The organism is Mesorhizobium sp. M0778 (assembly GCF_040320105.1).
Lineage (GTDB): Bacteria > Pseudomonadota > Alphaproteobacteria > Rhizobiales > Rhizobiaceae > Mesorhizobium.
Genome location: NZ_JAMYPA010000035.1, coordinates 1 through 16,429 on the forward strand (window position 1 = coordinate 1; position 16,429 = coordinate 16,429).

At 62.0% G+C, this 16,429-nt stretch carries 15 protein-coding genes; 4 read left to right on the forward strand and 11 right to left on the reverse strand.

Features of this window, described 5'->3' with window-relative positions; genetic code table 11:
• Positions 1 to 151: 151 nt before the first annotated feature.
• Together tdh and NKI22_RS29685 are read right to left on the reverse strand one after the other, a co-directional pair.
• Positions 152 to 1,186: an L-threonine 3-dehydrogenase gene (gene tdh / locus NKI22_RS29680; RefSeq protein ID WP_023717188.1), complete on the reverse strand. Its 1,035-nt coding sequence runs from the start codon at positions 1,184 to 1,186 to the stop codon at positions 152 to 154.
• A gap of 68 nt (positions 1,187 to 1,254) precedes the next feature.
• Positions 1,255 to 2,442: a glycine C-acetyltransferase gene (locus tag NKI22_RS29685; RefSeq protein WP_352481279.1), complete on the reverse strand. Its 1,188-nt coding sequence runs from the start codon at positions 2,440 to 2,442 to the stop codon at positions 1,255 to 1,257.
• Between the two features lie 265 nt (positions 2,443 to 2,707).
• Here NKI22_RS29685 and NKI22_RS29690 point away from each other — a divergent pair, with 265 nt between their 5' ends.
• The gene (locus tag NKI22_RS29690; protein ID WP_352818301.1) at positions 2,708 to 4,780 is read left to right on the forward strand and encodes a putative bifunctional diguanylate cyclase/phosphodiesterase; all 2,073 of its coding nucleotides are present in this window, start codon (positions 2,708 to 2,710) and stop codon (positions 4,778 to 4,780) included.
• A 60-nt stretch (positions 4,781 to 4,840) separates the two neighbouring features.
• On the opposite strand, the gene NKI22_RS29695 is transcribed toward NKI22_RS29690, so the two are convergent.
• Together NKI22_RS29695 and NKI22_RS29700 are read right to left on the reverse strand one after the other, a co-directional pair.
• Positions 4,841 to 5,029, reverse strand: coding sequence for a type II toxin-antitoxin system Phd/YefM family antitoxin (locus NKI22_RS29695; protein WP_352640010.1), 189 nt, complete (start codon positions 5,027 to 5,029; stop codon positions 4,841 to 4,843).
• A 22-nt stretch (positions 5,030 to 5,051) separates the two neighbouring features.
• Positions 5,052 to 5,480: a MarR family winged helix-turn-helix transcriptional regulator gene (locus NKI22_RS29700; protein WP_352640009.1), complete on the reverse strand. Its 429-nt coding sequence runs from the start codon at positions 5,478 to 5,480 to the stop codon at positions 5,052 to 5,054.
• 117 nt (positions 5,481 to 5,597) lie between these two features.
• On the opposite strand from NKI22_RS29700, the gene NKI22_RS29705 reads away from it, so the two are divergent.
• Entirely contained in the window at positions 5,598 to 6,005 is a 408-nt protein-coding gene (locus NKI22_RS29705) for a hypothetical protein (protein ID WP_023674396.1), read from the forward strand.
• A gap of 141 nt (positions 6,006 to 6,146) precedes the next feature.
• On the opposite strand, the gene NKI22_RS29710 is transcribed toward NKI22_RS29705, so the two are convergent.
• A complete protein-coding gene (locus NKI22_RS29710; protein WP_352818302.1) occupies positions 6,147 to 8,192 on the reverse strand; it encodes an oxidoreductase in 2,046 nt (681 codons plus the stop codon).
• Between the two features lie 114 nt (positions 8,193 to 8,306).
• Here NKI22_RS29710 and queF point away from each other — a divergent pair, with 114 nt between their 5' ends.
• Positions 8,307 to 8,768, forward strand: a complete 462-nt coding sequence (queF, locus tag NKI22_RS29715; protein ID WP_023674394.1) for a preQ(1) synthase — start codon at positions 8,307 to 8,309, stop codon at positions 8,766 to 8,768.
• A gap of 29 nt (positions 8,769 to 8,797) precedes the next feature.
• Here queF and NKI22_RS29720 read toward each other — a convergent pair whose 3' ends face one another.
• The 5 genes from NKI22_RS29720 to NKI22_RS29740 form a co-directional block, all read right to left on the reverse strand.
• Positions 8,798 to 9,982, reverse strand: coding sequence for a mandelate racemase/muconate lactonizing enzyme family protein (locus NKI22_RS29720; RefSeq protein ID WP_352818305.1), 1,185 nt, complete (start codon positions 9,980 to 9,982; stop codon positions 8,798 to 8,800).
• 11 nt (positions 9,983 to 9,993) lie between these two features.
• Positions 9,994 to 10,548: a hypothetical protein gene (locus NKI22_RS29725; protein ID WP_352588473.1), complete on the reverse strand. Its 555-nt coding sequence runs from the start codon at positions 10,546 to 10,548 to the stop codon at positions 9,994 to 9,996.
• A 4-nt stretch (positions 10,549 to 10,552) separates the two neighbouring features.
• The gene (locus NKI22_RS29730; protein ID WP_352588476.1) at positions 10,553 to 11,032 is read right to left on the reverse strand and encodes a DUF3828 domain-containing protein; all 480 of its coding nucleotides are present in this window, start codon (positions 11,030 to 11,032) and stop codon (positions 10,553 to 10,555) included.
• A gap of 105 nt (positions 11,033 to 11,137) precedes the next feature.
• Complete coding sequence (locus NKI22_RS29735) at positions 11,138 to 12,787, reverse strand: ABC transporter substrate-binding protein (RefSeq protein WP_352818309.1); 1,650 nt, start codon at positions 12,785 to 12,787, stop codon at positions 11,138 to 11,140.
• Positions 12,788 to 12,828: 41 nt separating this feature from the next.
• On the reverse strand, positions 12,829 to 14,379 hold the full coding sequence (locus NKI22_RS29740; protein ID WP_352465444.1) for a trimethylamine methyltransferase family protein: 1,551 nt from the start codon (positions 14,377 to 14,379) through the stop codon (positions 12,829 to 12,831).
• A 91-nt stretch (positions 14,380 to 14,470) separates the two neighbouring features.
• Here NKI22_RS29740 and NKI22_RS29745 point away from each other — a divergent pair, with 91 nt between their 5' ends.
• On the forward strand, positions 14,471 to 15,373 hold the full coding sequence (locus NKI22_RS29745; RefSeq protein ID WP_352959491.1) for a LysR substrate-binding domain-containing protein: 903 nt from the start codon (positions 14,471 to 14,473) through the stop codon (positions 15,371 to 15,373).
• Between the two features lie 20 nt (positions 15,374 to 15,393).
• Here the strand turns inward: NKI22_RS29745 and NKI22_RS29750 are convergent, their stop codons facing one another.
• Positions 15,394 to 16,383, reverse strand: a complete 990-nt coding sequence (locus NKI22_RS29750; protein WP_352818314.1) for a zinc-dependent alcohol dehydrogenase family protein — start codon at positions 16,381 to 16,383, stop codon at positions 15,394 to 15,396.
• Positions 16,384 to 16,429 lie beyond the last annotated feature (46 nt).

The window sequence follows — 16,429 nt, forward strand, 5'->3', positions numbered from 1 at the left end:
CAAAGTTCCCATCAGCCATCGCATCAAGAAATGCGCCTGGAACGACGACTATCTCATCAATGCCATCACTCATATGCGATAGCCCTGCCTTACAGGGGGAGATGGCCGGCAGGCCAGAGGGGGGTGCTGTCCCGCCAACATTTCTGATCGCCTACCAGTCCATCACCACCTTGCCGGAATTGCCGCTCTTCATCGCTTCGAAGCCGGAAACATAGTCGTCGATGCCGATGCGGTGGGTGATCAGGCCGCTGACATCGAGAGGACCCTGCACCAGCGCAATCATCTTGTACCAGGTCTCGAACATCTCGCGGCCGTAGATGCCCTTCAGATGCAGCATCTTGAAGATGACCTTGTTCCAGTCGATTTCGAAGCCGGTCGGCGCGATGCCGAGAATGGCGATCTTGCCGCCATTGTTCATGGTGTCGATCATGTCGCGGAAGGCAGGGGCTGCGCCCGACATTTCGAGGCCGACGTCAAAGCCCTCGGTCATGCCAAGCGCCGGCATCACGTCGCGCAGCTTTTCCTTCGATGCATCGACGACATGCTGAACGCCAAGCTTTTTCGCCAGTGCCAGGCGCACCGGGTTGATATCGGTGATGACCACTTTTCGCGCGCCGACGCACTGCGCCACCAGTGCACCCATGATGCCGATAGGCCCGGCGCCGGTGACCAGCACGTCCTCGCCGACGAGATCAAAGGACAATGCGGTGTGAACAGCATTGCCTAAGGGATCGAAGATCGCCGCGATCTCGTCGGGCACGTCGTCGGGGATCGGCACCACATTGTGCTGCGGGATCGCCAGGTATTCGCCAAAGGCGCCCGGCCGGTTGACGCCGACGCCGAGCGTGTTGCGGCACAAATGCCCCCTGCCCGCCCGGCAGTTGCGGCAATGGCCGCAAACGATATGGCCTTCGCCGGAAACGCGCTGGCCGAGTTTGTACTCGGTCACCGCCGCACCGAAATCGGCGACGGTTCCGACAAATTCGTGGCCGGTAACCATCGGCACCGGCACGGTCTTTTGCGCCCACTGGTCCCAATTATAGATGTGGACGTCGGTGCCGCAGATCGCCGTCTTCCTGATCTTGATCAGCACGTCGTTGGGGCCGATCTCCGGCACCGGCACTTCTTCCATCCAGATGCCCGGCTCGGCCTTGGCCTTGACCAGCGCCTTCATCATGTTCGACATTCTTTTGTTCCCCAGAACCTTAGTCGCTTGAACCTCTTGATCCGGAATCGCTTTTCGGTTCCGGCCGTTCAGGAAATCACGCCGAGTTCCCGACCGACTGCGGCGAACGCCTCAACCGCGCGATCGATGTCTGCGCTGGAATGGGCGGCCGACATCTGCGTGCGGATGCGCGCCTGGCCCTTCGGCACCACCGGGAACGAGAAGCCGATGACATAGATGCCGCGCTTCAGCATCCGCGCCGCCATCTCCTGCGCCAGCGTCGCATCGCCAAGCATCACGGGGATGATCGGGTGGTCAGCGCCGGCCAGGGTGAAGCCGAGCTTGCCCATCTCGGACCGGAAATGCCCGGCATTGTCGTAGAGCCTCTTCCGCAATCCATCCCCGACTTTGATCAGTTCGAAGACCTTTATCGAGGCGCCGGCGATCGCCGGCATCAGCGTGTTGGAAAAAAGATAGGGCCGCGAGCGCTGGCGCAGCCAGTCGACCACCGGCTTCCTGCCCGACGTGTAGCCGCCCGACGCTCCGCCCAATGCCTTGCCGAGCGTACCGGTGATGATGTCCACCCTGCCCTCGACGCCACAATGTTCGGCCGAGCCACGGCCATTCCTGCCGACGAAACCAACTGCATGGCTGTCGTCGACCATCACCATCGCATCGTATTTGTCGGCGAGGTCGCAGACGCCCTTCAGATTGGCGATGATGCCATCCATCGAGAACACGCCGTCGGTGGCGATCAGCCGGAACCGGCAGTCGCTCGCGTCTTTCAACCGCGCCTCCAGATCGGCCATGTCGTTGTTGGCGTAGCGGAAGCGCTTTGCCTTCGACAGCCGCACGCCGTCGATGATCGAGGCGTGGTTCAGCGCATCGGAGATGACCGCATCCTCCTCGCCGAGCAGCGTCTCGAACAGGCCGCCATTAGCGTCGAAGCAGGAGCCGTAGAGGATAGTGTCCTCCATGCCGAGGAAATCAGAAATGGTCGCCTCGAGCTGCTTGTGTTCTTCCTGCGTGCCGCAGATGAAGCGCACCGACGCCATGCCGTAGCCGTAACGGTCGAGCGCCTGCTTGGCTGCTTCCCGCAGTTCGGCGCTGTCGGCGAGGCCGAGATAATTATTGGCGCAGAAATTCAGCACCTTCTCGCCGCCCACCTCGATCTCGGCCGATTGGGTCGAGGTTATCACCCGCTCGGATTTGTAGAGACCTGCCGATTTCAGTCCTTCAAGCTCGCTGTCGATGTGGGAAAGGAATGCTTCGGTCATGATCAGGCCCTGTTGAGATCGATGAGGACTGTCGCGCCGCGCGGACGAAAAATCCATCGCAAAAGCGACCGCTTCGGTGGCGGCAATGGCACGGCAGAGGCCACGATGTTCAAATGCAGAGGCGCTGCGAAAGATTGCAATAACCACTTTGCGGGTTTCCCGCCACGGTCGCCGCCGCCGGCCTGTTGCCGCCCCAAAGCTGTTAACACTTTGAAGCCAAAGGTTGTCGCACAAGAATTCGTTGGCGAGAGGGCCGACTCGGAAAATGTCGCAGCAGCCGGTGCACGCCGTTTCGGGCAGGCTTATACTCCTGATCAAGTCCGGCTACTGGCTGGCTCTGCTGATCATAGCCGCCATGGTAGTGGCGTCCTTCATCCTGCTGCAACAGGTGATGGCGACCCAACGGCACAATCAGGCGCTGCTCGATATCGTCAGCACACAAAAAGCCCTGTCGCAGCGCATCGTCTTCCTTGCCGGCGCAACAGGCAGCGCCTCGCGCGATCAACAGCACGCCCTGGTTAGCGCGCTCAAGCAAGCGACAGTGGAGTTCGAGAAGAACTACGATCTGCTGCTCGAGCGGACCGCCGCCGATCCGGTGTCGCCGGCAAGATTCGATCCGAAATCGATCGAGAGCGTGCTTTTCGCCAAGCCGTACCATCTCGACTATTTCTCGGTCGGGCTTATCGCCAACGGCGAGCGTCTGATCTCTTCATTCGAATCGCGGCTCAACACGACCGGCAGCGGCGGCTACAAGGGCGGAGAGGAGCGCGTTAATCTGGACGCTTCCGTTGCCAACGCAACATTGTCGGGCTACGCAGCACTCGGCCAGCGCATCAGCGCCTACGCGGACCAGCGCTCCGAAAGGCTCCTCGATCTTCATCGCACATTGTTCTATTCGACCATCGGCGTCATCCTGCTGGTGGCACTTTTCATTTTCCGGCCGATGTCGAATGCCATCTTGCGCCGGACGCGCGAGCTGGTCGATGCACGCAATTCCATGGCCTTCATTGCCGTGCATGACGGGCTGACCGGCCTGCACAACCGTACCTTCCTGACCGACCATTTCGATACGTTCATCAGTGGTGCGCAGCGAAGGCGTGAGCGGGTCGCCGTAGTGCAGTTCGACCTCGACCGGTTCAAGCAGATCAACGACACGCTCGGCCACGCCGCTGGCGATTATGTGCTGGTGGTGGCCGCGCAGCGCATGCGCGATTCCTGCCGGACGTCGGATCTCAACGTGCGTCTCGGAGGCGACGAATTCGTTGTCGTCCTCAACGACGCCGGCAGCACCGCGGACATCGATATCGTCGCCAGACGCATGCTGGCCAAACTCAATGAGCCGGTCATCTTCCAAGGCACGACGATCCATCCAGGCGTAAGTGCCGGGATTGCGGTCTACCCCGTCGACGCCGACAATGCGCAGGACCTGCTCGTCCATGCCGATCTGGCACTCTATTCAGCCAAGAGGCAGGGCGGCGGCAGTTTGTCGTTCTTCTCCGATGAGCTGAGGCGCGAACTTGATAATCGCAAGCAGCTCGAACTCGACATCAGGATCGCCATCTCTGAGAAGGCGTTCGAAGTCTATTTCCAGCCGCAGGTGTCGCTGTCGGATGGCGCTATCAGTGGCATCGAGGCTTTGGTTCGCTGGAGGCATGCCGAGCGCGGCATGATCGCGCCGGGCGAGTTCATTCCGATCGCAGAAAAATGCGGCTTGATGCCCGAGATCGGCCGCATCGTTATTGCCAAGGCGATCGACGAAGCAGCCGAATGGAACCGCGCAGGCATCGCCTTCGGACGGATCGCCGTCAATGTGTCCGGCTCGGAGCTGCGCGAGACAGATTTCGAAGTCTTCCTGTTCGGTACGCTGGAGAGGGCTGGCCTGCCCGCGCACAAACTATCGCTGGAGATCGTCGAATCCGTCATTCTCGACGACGAGAAGACCGGTATCGCGGCAAAGCTGCGGCACATCCGTGCCGCCGGCATCCATCTTGAGCTCGATGATTTCGGTACCGGCTACGCATCGCTCAGCCATGTCAATCCAAACGAGATCGACCGGCTGAAGATCGATCGCCGTTTCGTCCAGAACATCAACGAGAACAGCGGCAACACCAAGATCGTGCGTGCCCTCACCGAGCTCGCCCGCGGTCTCGGCATCTCGATCGTCGCCGAGGGCGCCGAAACCGAAGCCGAGCTCGATTCGCTGATGGCGATCGGCTGCGACCAGGTGCAAGGCTATTCCATCGCGTTCCCGATGCCACCGGACAGCGTGCGCGAATGGCTGGTGGCCCGGGCGCCCAAGAAGGCCAGGCTGACGGTGCTGCAGGGCAGCCGGGCGTAGATCCGTCATGGTTCGGCCTTGCAAACCGACCTGATGAGCCGAGGCGGTAGGTCATCCTCATCACCGGGAAATGCTGCCAGGCAATTGTCCAAAGCTGGGCACACGCGCCAGTTTTTCGTAGTTCTGAAATGACAAAATGACCGCCTGCTTGCTGCCGCGGCGCGTGATGACCGCCGGTTCTCCCGCGACGACCTGATCGAGCAGCGCCGAGAGTATAGTCCTGGCATCCTTCAGCGAAATTTCGCGCATGGCGTTTCCTAGCCTAAATTTCTTAGCTCTCGACATTGGCCCGCAGCGCAGCCAGCACCTGTGCAAACTCCGCCAGCCTGTCGTCGGATAATCCCTTCCGCAGCCGTTTGTCGAAGGCTAACGCGGCGGTGCGCAATTTCAGGAACAGCGCTTCTCCGGCTTGGGTCAGCTCCACCTGGTGAACCCGGCGATTTTCGGGATCGCGGCGCCGTATCAGCAGGCCTTGCGTCTCCATGGCGTTGAGATGATGGGTCAGTGTTGCGCCCCGAATACCGATCATGCCGGCGAGCTCGCGTTGGTTGGCCAGCTCCCGCGACTTGACCGACAGCAAAGTCACCCAGACCGGCAGCGTGCCCCCCGCCTCGACCAGGGCAGCGTCGAAAGCCTGCGCCACCAGCTTGGCGGTGCGGGCGAGATTCATCCCGATCGGCGGGCGGTCAAAGGGCGTCATGGTCCGACACTAGAACAAGGGCAAAGCCTATGGAACCGGCTCGAGCTTATGCGTTGACATCTAATCATTTGATATCTATCCATATGGTTAGCGGTGGGCAAGAGAGGAAATGCGGTCATGCAATATGTCTACATCATCGTCCTCGGCCTTCACGTCATGGCGGGTGTGTTCTGGGCCGGCACCACGATCGCGGTTGCCCGCGAACCGGAGATCCGGGCGGAACGTTTCTTCCGGCCGCAAATGGGCGCGGCCGGCGTGGTTTTCCTCACGGGTTTGCTGCTCTGGTATTTCTTCCACAACGGCTCCTTCGGCTCGATGGAGAAGGTCCTGGCGCTGGGCATCTTGACTGCCTTGATTGCCGCCGGGGTCCAGGGCGCACTGGTGGGTTCCGCCAGCAGGCAGTTGGCCGGTGCTGATGCGGCGAAGCAAACCCAGTTGCGCGCGAAGATGACAAAAGGCGAACGCATCGCCGGCGGGCTGCTGGTCATCACCGTGTTCTGCATGGCTACCGCCAGGATGTTTTGAGCGGCCTGCCGCAATCGCAAGATCGTACGGTGTCCGGCCGCAAGCCGGCGGCGTGCGCGGCGCGCAGAACGAGCCGAAGTACCGTGGTGGCTCTCCGTACGGAGGTTCGGCTGCGCGCCACCAATCAATCCAAAATATTCCTCAGATTCGCAAGCCGAACCTGATGCCGTCATAGATGGCGGCGTGGATGTTGCGCGAGGCTACTGCATCGCCGATGCGGAAGAGCACGAAACCGGCGTGAGGATTGCGCACGGGAAAGATGTCGCCGCCATTGACCAGCTTTTCGTAGTCGATCGCGCCGGCGTTCTTCGACAGCGGCTTCAGCGCCAGATAGAGATCGTCGAGCGGCAGCGTGCCGTGCTCGACCACCACCTGGTCGACGCGGCGCTCTCCGCGCCAGCCATCAGCGAAGTCGGAGGCGAGCTCGGCGATCAGCTGGTTGCCCTCGCGCCGCACCGAACGCAGCCGTGTGTTGATGGTCACCGTGACACCCTTTTCCTGGAAGGCGCGCATGTAAGGCACATGGTTCATGCCGCCCATTTCCGGCGCGAAGAAGCGCTCTGGTGAAACCAGCTCCAGCCTGGCGCCGCTGTTGGCGATCAGTTCGGCAGCACCCATGCCCTGATGGCCGCCATTGTCGTCATAGAGCAGCACGTTCTCGGCCGGCTTGACGCTGCCGGCCATGATGTCCCAGCTCGAGGTGACGAGATCGTCGCCCGCAGTCAGAGGCGGGTTCTGCGGCAGGCCGCCGGTGGCGATCACCACCACGTCCGGCGACAGCGCCAGCACGTCGTCCTTCTCCGCCCAGGTGTCGTAGCGGATCTCGACGCCGAGCCGGTCCAGCTCGGCCAGACGCCAGTCGATGATGCCGATCAATTCCTTGCGGCGGGGATTCTGCGTTGCCAGCCGCACCTGGCCGCCGGCCTGGCTCGATGCTTCCAGCACCGCTACCTGGTGCCCGCGCTCGGCGGCGACCCGCGCTGCCTCCAGCCCGCCGGCGCCGGCGCCGACCACGACCACCTTTCGCTTCGGTCCCGCGGTTTTCGGAATAATGTGCGGTATCGACGCCTCGCGGCCCGTTGCCGCATTGTGGATGCACAGCGCCTCACCGCCCTCATAGATGCGGTCGAGGCAGTAGGTTGCACCGACGCAAGGGCGGATCTCGTGCTCGCGGCCCTCCATCACCTTCCTGACGATGTGCGGGTCGGCAATGTGGGCGCGCGTCATGCCGACCATGTCGAGCTTGCCGGTGGCGATGGCGTAACGCGCGGTGGCGACGTCGGAAATCCGCGCAGCATGGAAGGTCGGGAATTTCGTCGCCGCCCTCACCTCGCCGGCGAAGTCGAGATGCGGCGACGACCGCATGCCGGTCACCGGAATGACTTTTGTCAGCGCGGCATCAGTCTCGATCGAGCCACGGATGATGTTGAGGAAATCGACCTTGCCGGAGCCGGCCAGCCGCCTGGCGATTTCGACGCCTTCCTGTTTCGACAGGCCTTTCTCGAAATCCTCGTCGGCGACCATGCGGATGCCGACGACGAACTTTTCGCCGACCGCGGCACGCACCGCATCGAGCACCATTCCGGTGAAGCGCAGCCGGTTGTCGAGCGAGCCGCCGAAATCGTCGTCGCGCTGGTTGGTGGCCGGCGACCAGAAGCCGTCCATCAGGTGGCCGTAGGCCTCGAATTCGATGCCGTCGAGGCCGGCAGCCTGGCAGCGCTGGGCGGCCGCCGCGTAGTCGGCGACGATGCGCTCGATATCCCAGTCCTCGATAATCTTGGGAAAGGCGCGATGCGCCGGTTCGCGCACCGGCGAAGCCGACAGCACCGGCAGCCAGTCGGCCTTGTTCCAGCCGGTGCGGCGGCCGAGATGGGTGATCTGGATCATCACCTTGCAGTCATGCTCGTGGCAGGCATCGGTAAGCTCGGCGAGCCACGGCACGATGCGGTCGTCATAGACATGCAGATTGCCGAAGGCGGCCGGGCTGTCGCGCGAGACGATCGCCGAGCCGGCGGTCATGGTCAGCGCCATGCCGCCCTTGGCCTTTTCGGCATGGTAGAGCCGGTACCGCTCCTTTGGCATGCCGTCCTCAGAATAGGCCGGCTCATGGCTGGTCGACATCACCCGGTTCTTCAGCGTCAGATGCTTGAGCTGATAGGGCTGGAGGAGCGGGTCGTTGCTAGTCATCGTCTTCCTGCTGTTTCAAATTGTGCTAATGAGCGGCAAATTTTTGTTTTTACGCATGTCGCTATCCCAAAATCGCTGCGCAGTTTTGGGCGACATGCAGCAAGGAACCTGCTCATGACCGATACGAAAAACCTCACCCAGCTCGGCACCAACGTCGAGGCGCCACAGAGCCCTGAAGCGGCAGTCCTGGAAACCGTGCCGTTTTCGCGCGGCGACGGCCCGCCGGCCATCGTTCGCTTCACCTGCCCGGAATTCACTTCGCTCTGCCCGGTCACCGGCCAGCCGGACTTCGCCCATATCGTCATCGACTACGCACCCGATGCGCTGCTGGTGGAATCGAAGTCGCTCAAGCTGTTCATGACCTCGTTTCGCAACCATGGCGCCTTCCACGAAGAATGCACCGTCATGATCGGCCGCCGCATCATCGCCGCGACCAAGCCATTGTGGTTGCGCATCGGCGGCTACTGGTATCCGCGCGGCGGCATTCCGATCGACGTGTTCTGGCAGACGGGCGCCCCGCCGGAAGGTGTGTGGCTGCCCGACACCGGCGTCGCCCCCTATCGCGGGCGCGGGTGAGCCTGAGTTTCTGAGGAAAATACGTTGCATCAGTTGAGCGGGAGCAGCCGGTAGCGGCCGGGATTGTTCGGGTCGCTGAAATGGCCCATCGGCCCGTGTTCGGCGAAGTGGCCCGCCCAGCGTTTCATCGCAGCCGGATCGAGTTCGACGCCCAGCCCGTCACCCTCCGGCACGCGCACCGTATTGCCCGTCTGGCGGAAAGGACCGTCCTTGATGACATCGCCGATCTGCCAGCGAAACAGCGACTGCGATGCTTCGGTGATCCACGGTGTCGCCGCCACCACGTGCAGATAAGCCGATGTCATGATGCCGAGATCGTTCGAATAGCACCAGAACCCCTTGCCCATCGCCTCACAGGCGGCGATGAATTTCAGAGTTTTCGACAATCCGCCGAGTGCTGCGAAATTGCAGACGAAGTAATCCGGCGCACCGAGCGCGACTGCCCGTCTGAGATCCGGGATGTGCGTGGAGAACGGAATGCGCGAATGCTGGCGCAGCGCTGCCATCTCCTCGAAGGTCGCGACCGGATCCTCGTAATTGCGGATGTTGAACGGCTCGATCTCGCGCAGTACCCAGCGCGCTGTGGTCAGCGACCACTGCATGTTGGAATCGAGTTTGATCTGCGCCTTATCGCCAAGCGCCTCGCGCAGCATGCGCACTGTCCTGATCTCGAGCTCGGGATCGCCCATGATCAGCTTGCCCTCGAAGATCGTCGAGCCGTGCTGTTCTCGCATGCCGAGACAATAGTCGACGATCGCTTCGGCGGTCATCTCGCCGCCGGCTCCGCCTTGAGCGGGGCGAAAGGCGAAATATTCCGAAAACGGAATGTCCTTGCGCACCGCGCCGCCGAGCAGCTTATAGAGCGGCATGCCGAAGACCTTGCCTCTTATATCCCAGAGCGCCAGTTCGATGGCGCCGAACGCCACCGTGGCTGCGTTCTCGCCGGTGTTGGCGGTGATCTGCCAGGGCGGCACACAGCGCGCCTCGCAGTCGGCGATGTCGAGCGGATCGGCGCCAATCAGCGCCGGCGCGATCTCGGCCTTGATCACCTCGCCGAAATGCCACCATGGCGCCTCGCCCAGTCCGACCACGCCTTCGTCCGTCTCGACCTCGATGATCGATTTCGAGGCGCCGCCGTAGAGACCAGCCGTCCACCAGAACGGAGCATCGAGCGGGACGTTGACGTGGGTGACGCGGATGTTGCTGATCTTCATCGGTTCCGTTCTCACTCACACTGGTATTGGCTGAGCGCCCATTCGCCTGTCACCGAGAGCAGGTCCGATATCTTCCAGTCGCCGTCGACCTTTTTGAGCTTCCATTCCAGCCGGTGCGGATTGCCGGAGGCGACGAAAGCGACAACGACCTTGGCCTGGTCGCCCTTGACCGCTTCGATGGTCTTCAGGCTCTTGTCGATCTCCGCCTCGTCGTATTCGGCATTGTCGAGCGCCATGTTGGGATCGAGGCACTCGCCCTGCCCCGACTTCCGCAGCGCGTCGCTCTTGTCCAGCACCGACTTTGCCGGATCGGTGAAATGGCCCCGCTGAGCCGGATCGACCTCGAGCCCGGCATGCTCGTAGAACGGCTTCACCACCGCCGTCGGCGAGCCCGGCTGCACGGGTGCGGCCGGTGCGTTTTCTGCCGGCGACTCTGCCGGCGGAGGTGCCGCGTTGTCGGCCGGCGCGTCTGCGGGCGGCGCGCCCAACAGGCCCTGAGCGGCGGCGCTGCTCAATCCGGCTAGCAGGCACGCAGTCGCCAGAACCCAGGGACGGCAGCGGAGCACGGCATCACTCCGGGGTCTGCCCGGCCAGACATTCGAGCGCACTGAGTGTCCAGCCGCTGGTCTTCGAGGTGATGTCGGCGACCTTCCACTGGCCATCGATCTTCCTGAGTGACCAGACCATTTCGCGTTTGGAATCATCGCCTTCCGGGAAAAGGTTGAACGTCGCCGTCACCTCGGCGCTGTCGCCATCCAGCGTTTCGGCCAGCGTCAGCGTCTTGGCCACGGTCTTCTCGTCATAGTCCTGCGCATCGAGACCAGGGGCGAAGTCGATGCAGGGAACTTCATCCGGATGGTTCTTTGCCGCGTTGTCGTTCAGTTCGAACAGTTTCGTCACCGGCGCGGTGAAGCGGTCGCGATATTGCGCATCGGCCTCGAATTTGACCGACGGGACATAGAAGAACTTCACGGCGTTGGCAGCAGGGCCGGCAAACGCGGCCGCCGGCAAGGCCATCGAAAGCGCGGCAACAAAAAGTGGCAGTTTCATGCGTGTCCCCGATTGTTCACTGACGGAAGCTATCAGTACCACGCATCTTGCCTGTCGGCTTTCTTGCGGTCCATGAAATCCTGCAACGCGTCCTCTGCTGGCAACTCAGGCGTTCAGCCAGACGTTCTGGAGATCCATCTCGAAGGTTTGGTGGACACCGTAGTTCTTCACCTTCTCGTTCATGTGGCTGAACAGCTTCTGCCAAAACGGCTGAATGATGACGCCCGAATCCTGGAGGATCTGCTCGATGTCCTTCATGACCTCGCGGCGCTTCTCGACGTCGATAAGCGACAGAGCCTGCTTGAGCTTGGCATCGAAATCAGGGTTCGAGTAGCCGGTTTCGTTCCACGCCTCGCCGGTGCGATAGCCGAGCGCCAGCACCTGGACGCCAAGCGGGCGCATGTACCAGATGGTCATCGAATAGGGGTATTTCGTCCAGTCGTTCCAGAAGGTCGAACCCGGCAGCACGGTGCGCTTCACCTTGATCCCGGCATCGCGCAACTGGCCGGCAATAGCGTCGCCGGTATTCTTTTGCCAATCGTCCTCGACGGTGATCAGTTCATGCTCGAAGTCGGCCTGCTTGGCCTCGGCCATCAGCTTCTTGGCGCCCGCGGCGTCACGTGTCTTCTTGGGCAGCGCGAAGTATTCCGGATGAATCGGGCTGACGTGATGGTTTTCACCAACAGTCCCTCGCCCGGCATAGCCAAGTTCGAGCACCGCCTGGTTGTCGACGGCCATTTGCAGGGCGTTGCGGACGCGCTTGTCGTCGTAGGGCTTGTGCGTGACGTTGGTCCGGGCAACGAGCGTGGTCGCTGTCGCGACCTCCGATTTTACCAGCCCCATCTTGTCGAGGATGTCTATAAAGTCGGCGGGCGTCTCGAAGTTGAGATCGATTTCGCCGGAGTCGAATGCATTTATCGACGCGTTGAAATCGGTTCCGTAGTCGATGAATTCGACGCCGTCGAGAAGCGCTTCACCGCCCCACCACTTGCCAGTCTCACGACGCTTGACGACCGCTTTCTGGCCGACCGCATAAGACACCAGTTCGAACGGCCCGGTGCCAATCGGCTTCTCGATCGGATTGGCACCGTCGGCGTCGAAGTTGCGATGGACCACCAGCGCCGGATAGTCGGTGAAGTTCGGGATCAGCGAGATGTCCGGCTCGTTCAGCTTCAGCTTGACCGTGTTGTCGTCGACCTTGGTGATCGCGCCATCCCTGGCCTTGCCGGTTTTTGCGTCGATCAGTGCACCGACGCGCGCGGCCATGGAATTGCCGGCTGCAGCCTTTTCGCACCAGCGCGTCAGATTGTAGGCCACATCATCGGCGCCGAAAGCATCGCCGTTGTTCCAGGTGATGCCCTTGCGCACATGCAGAACGTATTCGGTGGCGTCGTCATTGACCTCCCAGCTTTCGAGCAGAACCGGCTCGAATGTGAACTGGCGGGTGTAGCGGACAAGCGGCTCGAGCCAGCAGCGTGAAATGTTCGCAAGTTCCACCCAGTCATAGGTGCGCGGATCCTTTTGTGCCTTCACCGACATCGAAACATGCAGCGTGCCGCCTTTCTTGGGCTCTTCAGCCAAAGCCCGTTCTGGCATGGCAAGACCGATCATGCCGTAGGCAAGGGCCGTCGATGCGCCGAAAGCGCTTGCCAGAGCCAGAAACTCGCGCCGATCCACACGACCTGCACGCGCCTCGCTGGCCATCGCTTCGATGGCGCTCGGTACGCGATCACCATTGCTTCTGAAGAGTGTCATTTTTTCCTCCGTTATGGTTCCCATCGGGTCTTCGCCCGTTATCAACTAACGCTGTCCGGTAGTTTCTCCTCGCGCCGCGCAATCAAATCTTTGAGACCATCGGCGATGCCCTCATCGAGCTTCGGCTCCTCATAATCGGCGAGCATGTTGCGCGCTTTCTCGCGACCGCGGGTGTCGTGGTCCTTTGCTCCTTCCGCCTTCCACTGTTCGAACGAATTGAAGTCCATGATGCTCGGTATGAAGAAGGCGGACTCGAAATGCTCGAGCGTGTGCTGGGTGCCGAGGAAATGGCCCTGCGGTCCGACCTCGCGGATAGCCGCCATAGCCTCCTTGAAATCGTCGAACGGCAGCCCGCCAGCATATTTGTACCAGCCGACAAGCTGCTCGCAGTCGGTCGCAAATTTCGAATAGCCGCAGGTCAGGCCGGCCTCGAGCCAACCGGCGGAGTGCCAGATGTAGTTGGCGCCGGCAAGGATGGCGGCATGCATCAGCATGTTCGCCTCGTAGCCCGCCTGGGCGTCGTTCAGCTTCGAGCCGACATGGAAACCGGACGTGCGCCACGGCAGCCGATACTTCCGCGCCAGCGCGCCCATGAGATACATCATCTGGGCCGCCTCCGGCGTGCCGCCCATGGGAGCGCCGGTCTTCATGTCGACCGTCACCATGAACTGTCCGTAGATCTGCGGCGAACCCGGACGCAAGAGCTGTGTGAACGCGACGCCCGCCAGCGCTTCGGCATTGACCTGCGCGACCGCACCGACTGCAGAGGCCGAAGTCGAGGCGCCGCAAAGGGCGAAGGGCGCGAGGATCAGCGGCTGGTTGTGGCGCGCATAGACTTTCATCGCGTCCAGCATGGTGGCATCCCAGACCAGCGGCGAATTGCAGTTGGTGATCGCCACCAGGACCGGGTTGTCGCGGACATAGTCCTCGCCGAACACGATGCCTGCCATCGCCATCGTGTCTTCGGCTCGATCTTTGGAGGTCACGATGCCCATGAACGGCTTGTCGGAGTGCTTCAGCGCTGAATGGATGATGTGGAGGTGACGCTTCGGCACCGCGATTTCCATCGGCTCGCAGATGATCGAGCTCGACGAATGCAGCGCCGGCGCCATGTAGGCCAGCTTGTGGAAATTGTTGAGGTCGGCGAGTGTGCCGTAGCGCCTGTTGTTGTCGAGGTCGCGCACATAAGGCGCCCCGTACATCGGCACGAAGATGGAGTTGTTTCCACCCACACGTACGGAACGCTGGGGATTCCTCGCATTGAGCGTGAACTCCGACGGGACCTTCGAGACGAGGTCCATCAGCAGGGCGCGGTCGATCCGGACCCTTGTCTCGGAGACATCGGCGCCCGCCGCCTTCCACATTGCGATAGCCTCGTCGTCGCGGAACTCGCATCCCACCTCTTCGAGGATGCTGAGCGACTCCTGGTGGATGAGCTCCACCGCCTCGTCCGGGACCATCTGATACACCGGAATCTTGCGAACCAGGGTCGGAAATGACGCTACGGGAGCTCCCCGCAGCGCCTTGCGCCCGAGGCGGCCACCCGCGCGACGATTGGTATGTTCGCTCACTTCAACGGCCGGTGCGTTCATGGAGGCTCCATCTTCCTGTCTCGATCAATCTAGCCAGACAAAATGCAGCTGTGACGCTGGAAAATCCTGATCTCTTGTATAAGCTCAGCTTATGCGAAGCATGCGCCATCTGCTGCCCTCGGCCGGCAGCCTGATCGTTTTCGAGGCCGCCGGCCGGCTGTCGAGCTTTACCGCCGCCGGGCGGGAGCTCGGCATGACGCAGGCTGCCGTCTCCTATGCGATCCGTGGGCTCGAGGAGCAGCTCGGCGCCAAACTCTTCCAGCGCCGCCACCGGCAAGTCAGCCTTACCGAGGCCGGCGATCGCTTTCACGCCGACGTCTCGCTCGGCCTGTCGCACATCCGCAAGTCGGCGGAAGATCTGCGCCAGATCGCCGTCGGCGCTCACGTGACGCTCGCCGCCTCGACCGCATTCGCCTCGTTCTGGATGATGCCGCGCCTGCAGCAGTTTCGCGACGAACTGCCGGGCATCGACCTGCGCATCCAGACCGCGGACCGCGATCTCGACATCATCGCCGAAGACATTCCGCTCGGCGTCCGCGGCGGCGAGCCCAAGGAATGGCCGGATTATCATTCGCTGCCGCTGGCCGATGAAGTGATATTCCCCGTCGCCGGCGTTAGTTATGTGGCCCGGTTCGGGCTGCCGGCGAACGTGAAGGACCTTCCATCGCATCGTCTCATTCATCTCGAAGAGCCGTTTCGCGAGGCCGCCAGCTGGGACGAATGGTTCGCCTCGGCCGGTGTCGACATCGCCGATGCCGGGCGTGGCTTGCGCATCAACGACTATGCGCTGGTGATCCAGGCAGTCATGGAAGGGCAAGGCATCGCGCTCGGCTGGGATCATCTCGCCGAGCGGCTGCTGGCATCAGGGCTGCTGGTGCGCGTCACCGGCCACACAATGACGACCGGCAAGGGCTTTCATGTCATCTGGTCGAGGAACCGCGAGCTCAGCGACAACGCCCGCAAGGTGCGGGACTGGCTGGCGGCGCAAGCGTGAGGCTATCCCACAATGCCCGGTCAAACCGTCACGACGATCTTGCCGAATTGTTCGTTCGACTCGAGATAACGATGCGCCTCGACGATCTGATCAAACGGAAAGGTTCTAGCGATTGCGGGCTTCAGCGAACCCGATTTCAGTCCATCAAGGATGAATGTCTTGGCGGCCTGCAGCCTGGCCGGATCGCGCACGATCTCGTGGACGAGATAGCCGCGCAGCGTCAGCGTCTTGGCCAGCACTGCAGGTAGCGGAAAAGGTGTCGGGTCGAGACTCAAGCCGCCATATTCGATGAGAATGCCGCCCCGTGCCATCGCTGCCGTCAGAGGCTCGAAGATCGGCCCGCCGACCGCGTCGAACACCACGCGGATGCGCTCCGGACCGGCGATTTCCTTCAACCTGGCTTCCAGATCCTCCTCTGCCGAGGCGATGACGGGGGCCGCGCCGAACTCAAGCAAAGCCCGCTTCTTGGCAGATGTCCGTGTGACCGCGATCGGCGTCGCGCCAACCAGGTTGGCAATCTGGATCGCCGCCAGTCCGACGCTGCTCGACGCGGCAGTGATAACGACAAAGTCTTCCCTGCCGAGTTTGGCAATGTCGATCAGCGCACCGTAGGCGGTGAGATATTGCATCCACGCAGCGGCGGCCTCTTCCCAGCTCAGCGATGGTGGATGCTTGACGACGAGCTCGGCGGGATATGTGGCAATCTCACCATAGGCAGGCCAGCGGGCCATCGACACTGGCGGCACGATGCTGACGGCATCGCCCGGCGCAAACCCGTCCACGCCTTCGCCGACCGTTTCGACGAGGCCAGCGGCCTCAAGCCCAAGACCGGAAGGCAACGGCGCGGTTTGGATATATCTGCCTGAACGCAGCAACGCCTCGGCCCGGTTCAGACCCAACGCCTTGACACGGATCTGGATCTCGCCTCGTCCCGGCGCAGGCATGTCGACATTCTCGATGCGCAGAACCTCGGGACCACCCAGCTCATAAAAACGAACGACACGCGCCATCGGTCACAACTCCAAAATATTTGCACTGAATGTGCTATGCCAGCGG

What these genes read in the sequence shown, in the direction of transcription:
- NKI22_RS29690 (WP_352818301.1), top strand. Translation starts at nt 2,708, where the DNA reads ATGTCGCAGCAGCCGGTGCACGCCGTTTCGGGCAGGCTTATACTCCTG.
- tdh (WP_023717188.1), bottom strand. Translation starts at nt 1,186, where the DNA reads ATGTCGAACATGATGAAGGCGCTGGTCAAGGCCAAGGCCGAGCCGGGC.
- NKI22_RS29735 (WP_352818309.1), bottom strand. Translation starts at nt 12,787, where the DNA reads ATGACACTCTTCAGAAGCAATGGTGATCGCGTACCGAGCGCCATCGAA.
- NKI22_RS29710 (WP_352818302.1), bottom strand. Translation starts at nt 8,192, where the DNA reads ATGACTAGCAACGACCCGCTCCTCCAGCCCTATCAGCTCAAGCATCTG.
- NKI22_RS29730 (WP_352588476.1), bottom strand. Translation starts at nt 11,032, where the DNA reads ATGAAACTGCCACTTTTTGTTGCCGCGCTTTCGATGGCCTTGCCGGCG.
- queF (WP_023674394.1), top strand. Translation starts at nt 8,307, where the DNA reads ATGACCGATACGAAAAACCTCACCCAGCTCGGCACCAACGTCGAGGCG.
- NKI22_RS29740 (WP_352465444.1), bottom strand. Translation starts at nt 14,379, where the DNA reads ATGAACGCACCGGCCGTTGAAGTGAGCGAACATACCAATCGTCGCGCG.
- NKI22_RS29700 (WP_352640009.1), bottom strand. Translation starts at nt 5,480, where the DNA reads ATGACGCCCTTTGACCGCCCGCCGATCGGGATGAATCTCGCCCGCACC.
- NKI22_RS29705 (WP_023674396.1), top strand. Translation starts at nt 5,598, where the DNA reads ATGCAATATGTCTACATCATCGTCCTCGGCCTTCACGTCATGGCGGGT.
- NKI22_RS29745 (WP_352959491.1), top strand. Translation starts at nt 14,471, where the DNA reads ATGCGAAGCATGCGCCATCTGCTGCCCTCGGCCGGCAGCCTGATCGTT.
- NKI22_RS29695 (WP_352640010.1), bottom strand. Translation starts at nt 5,029, where the DNA reads ATGCGCGAAATTTCGCTGAAGGATGCCAGGACTATACTCTCGGCGCTG.
- NKI22_RS29750 (WP_352818314.1), bottom strand. Translation starts at nt 16,383, where the DNA reads ATGGCGCGTGTCGTTCGTTTTTATGAGCTGGGTGGTCCCGAGGTTCTG.
- NKI22_RS29720 (WP_352818305.1), bottom strand. Translation starts at nt 9,982, where the DNA reads ATGAAGATCAGCAACATCCGCGTCACCCACGTCAACGTCCCGCTCGAT.
- NKI22_RS29685 (WP_352481279.1), bottom strand. Translation starts at nt 2,442, where the DNA reads ATGACCGAAGCATTCCTTTCCCACATCGACAGCGAGCTTGAAGGACTG.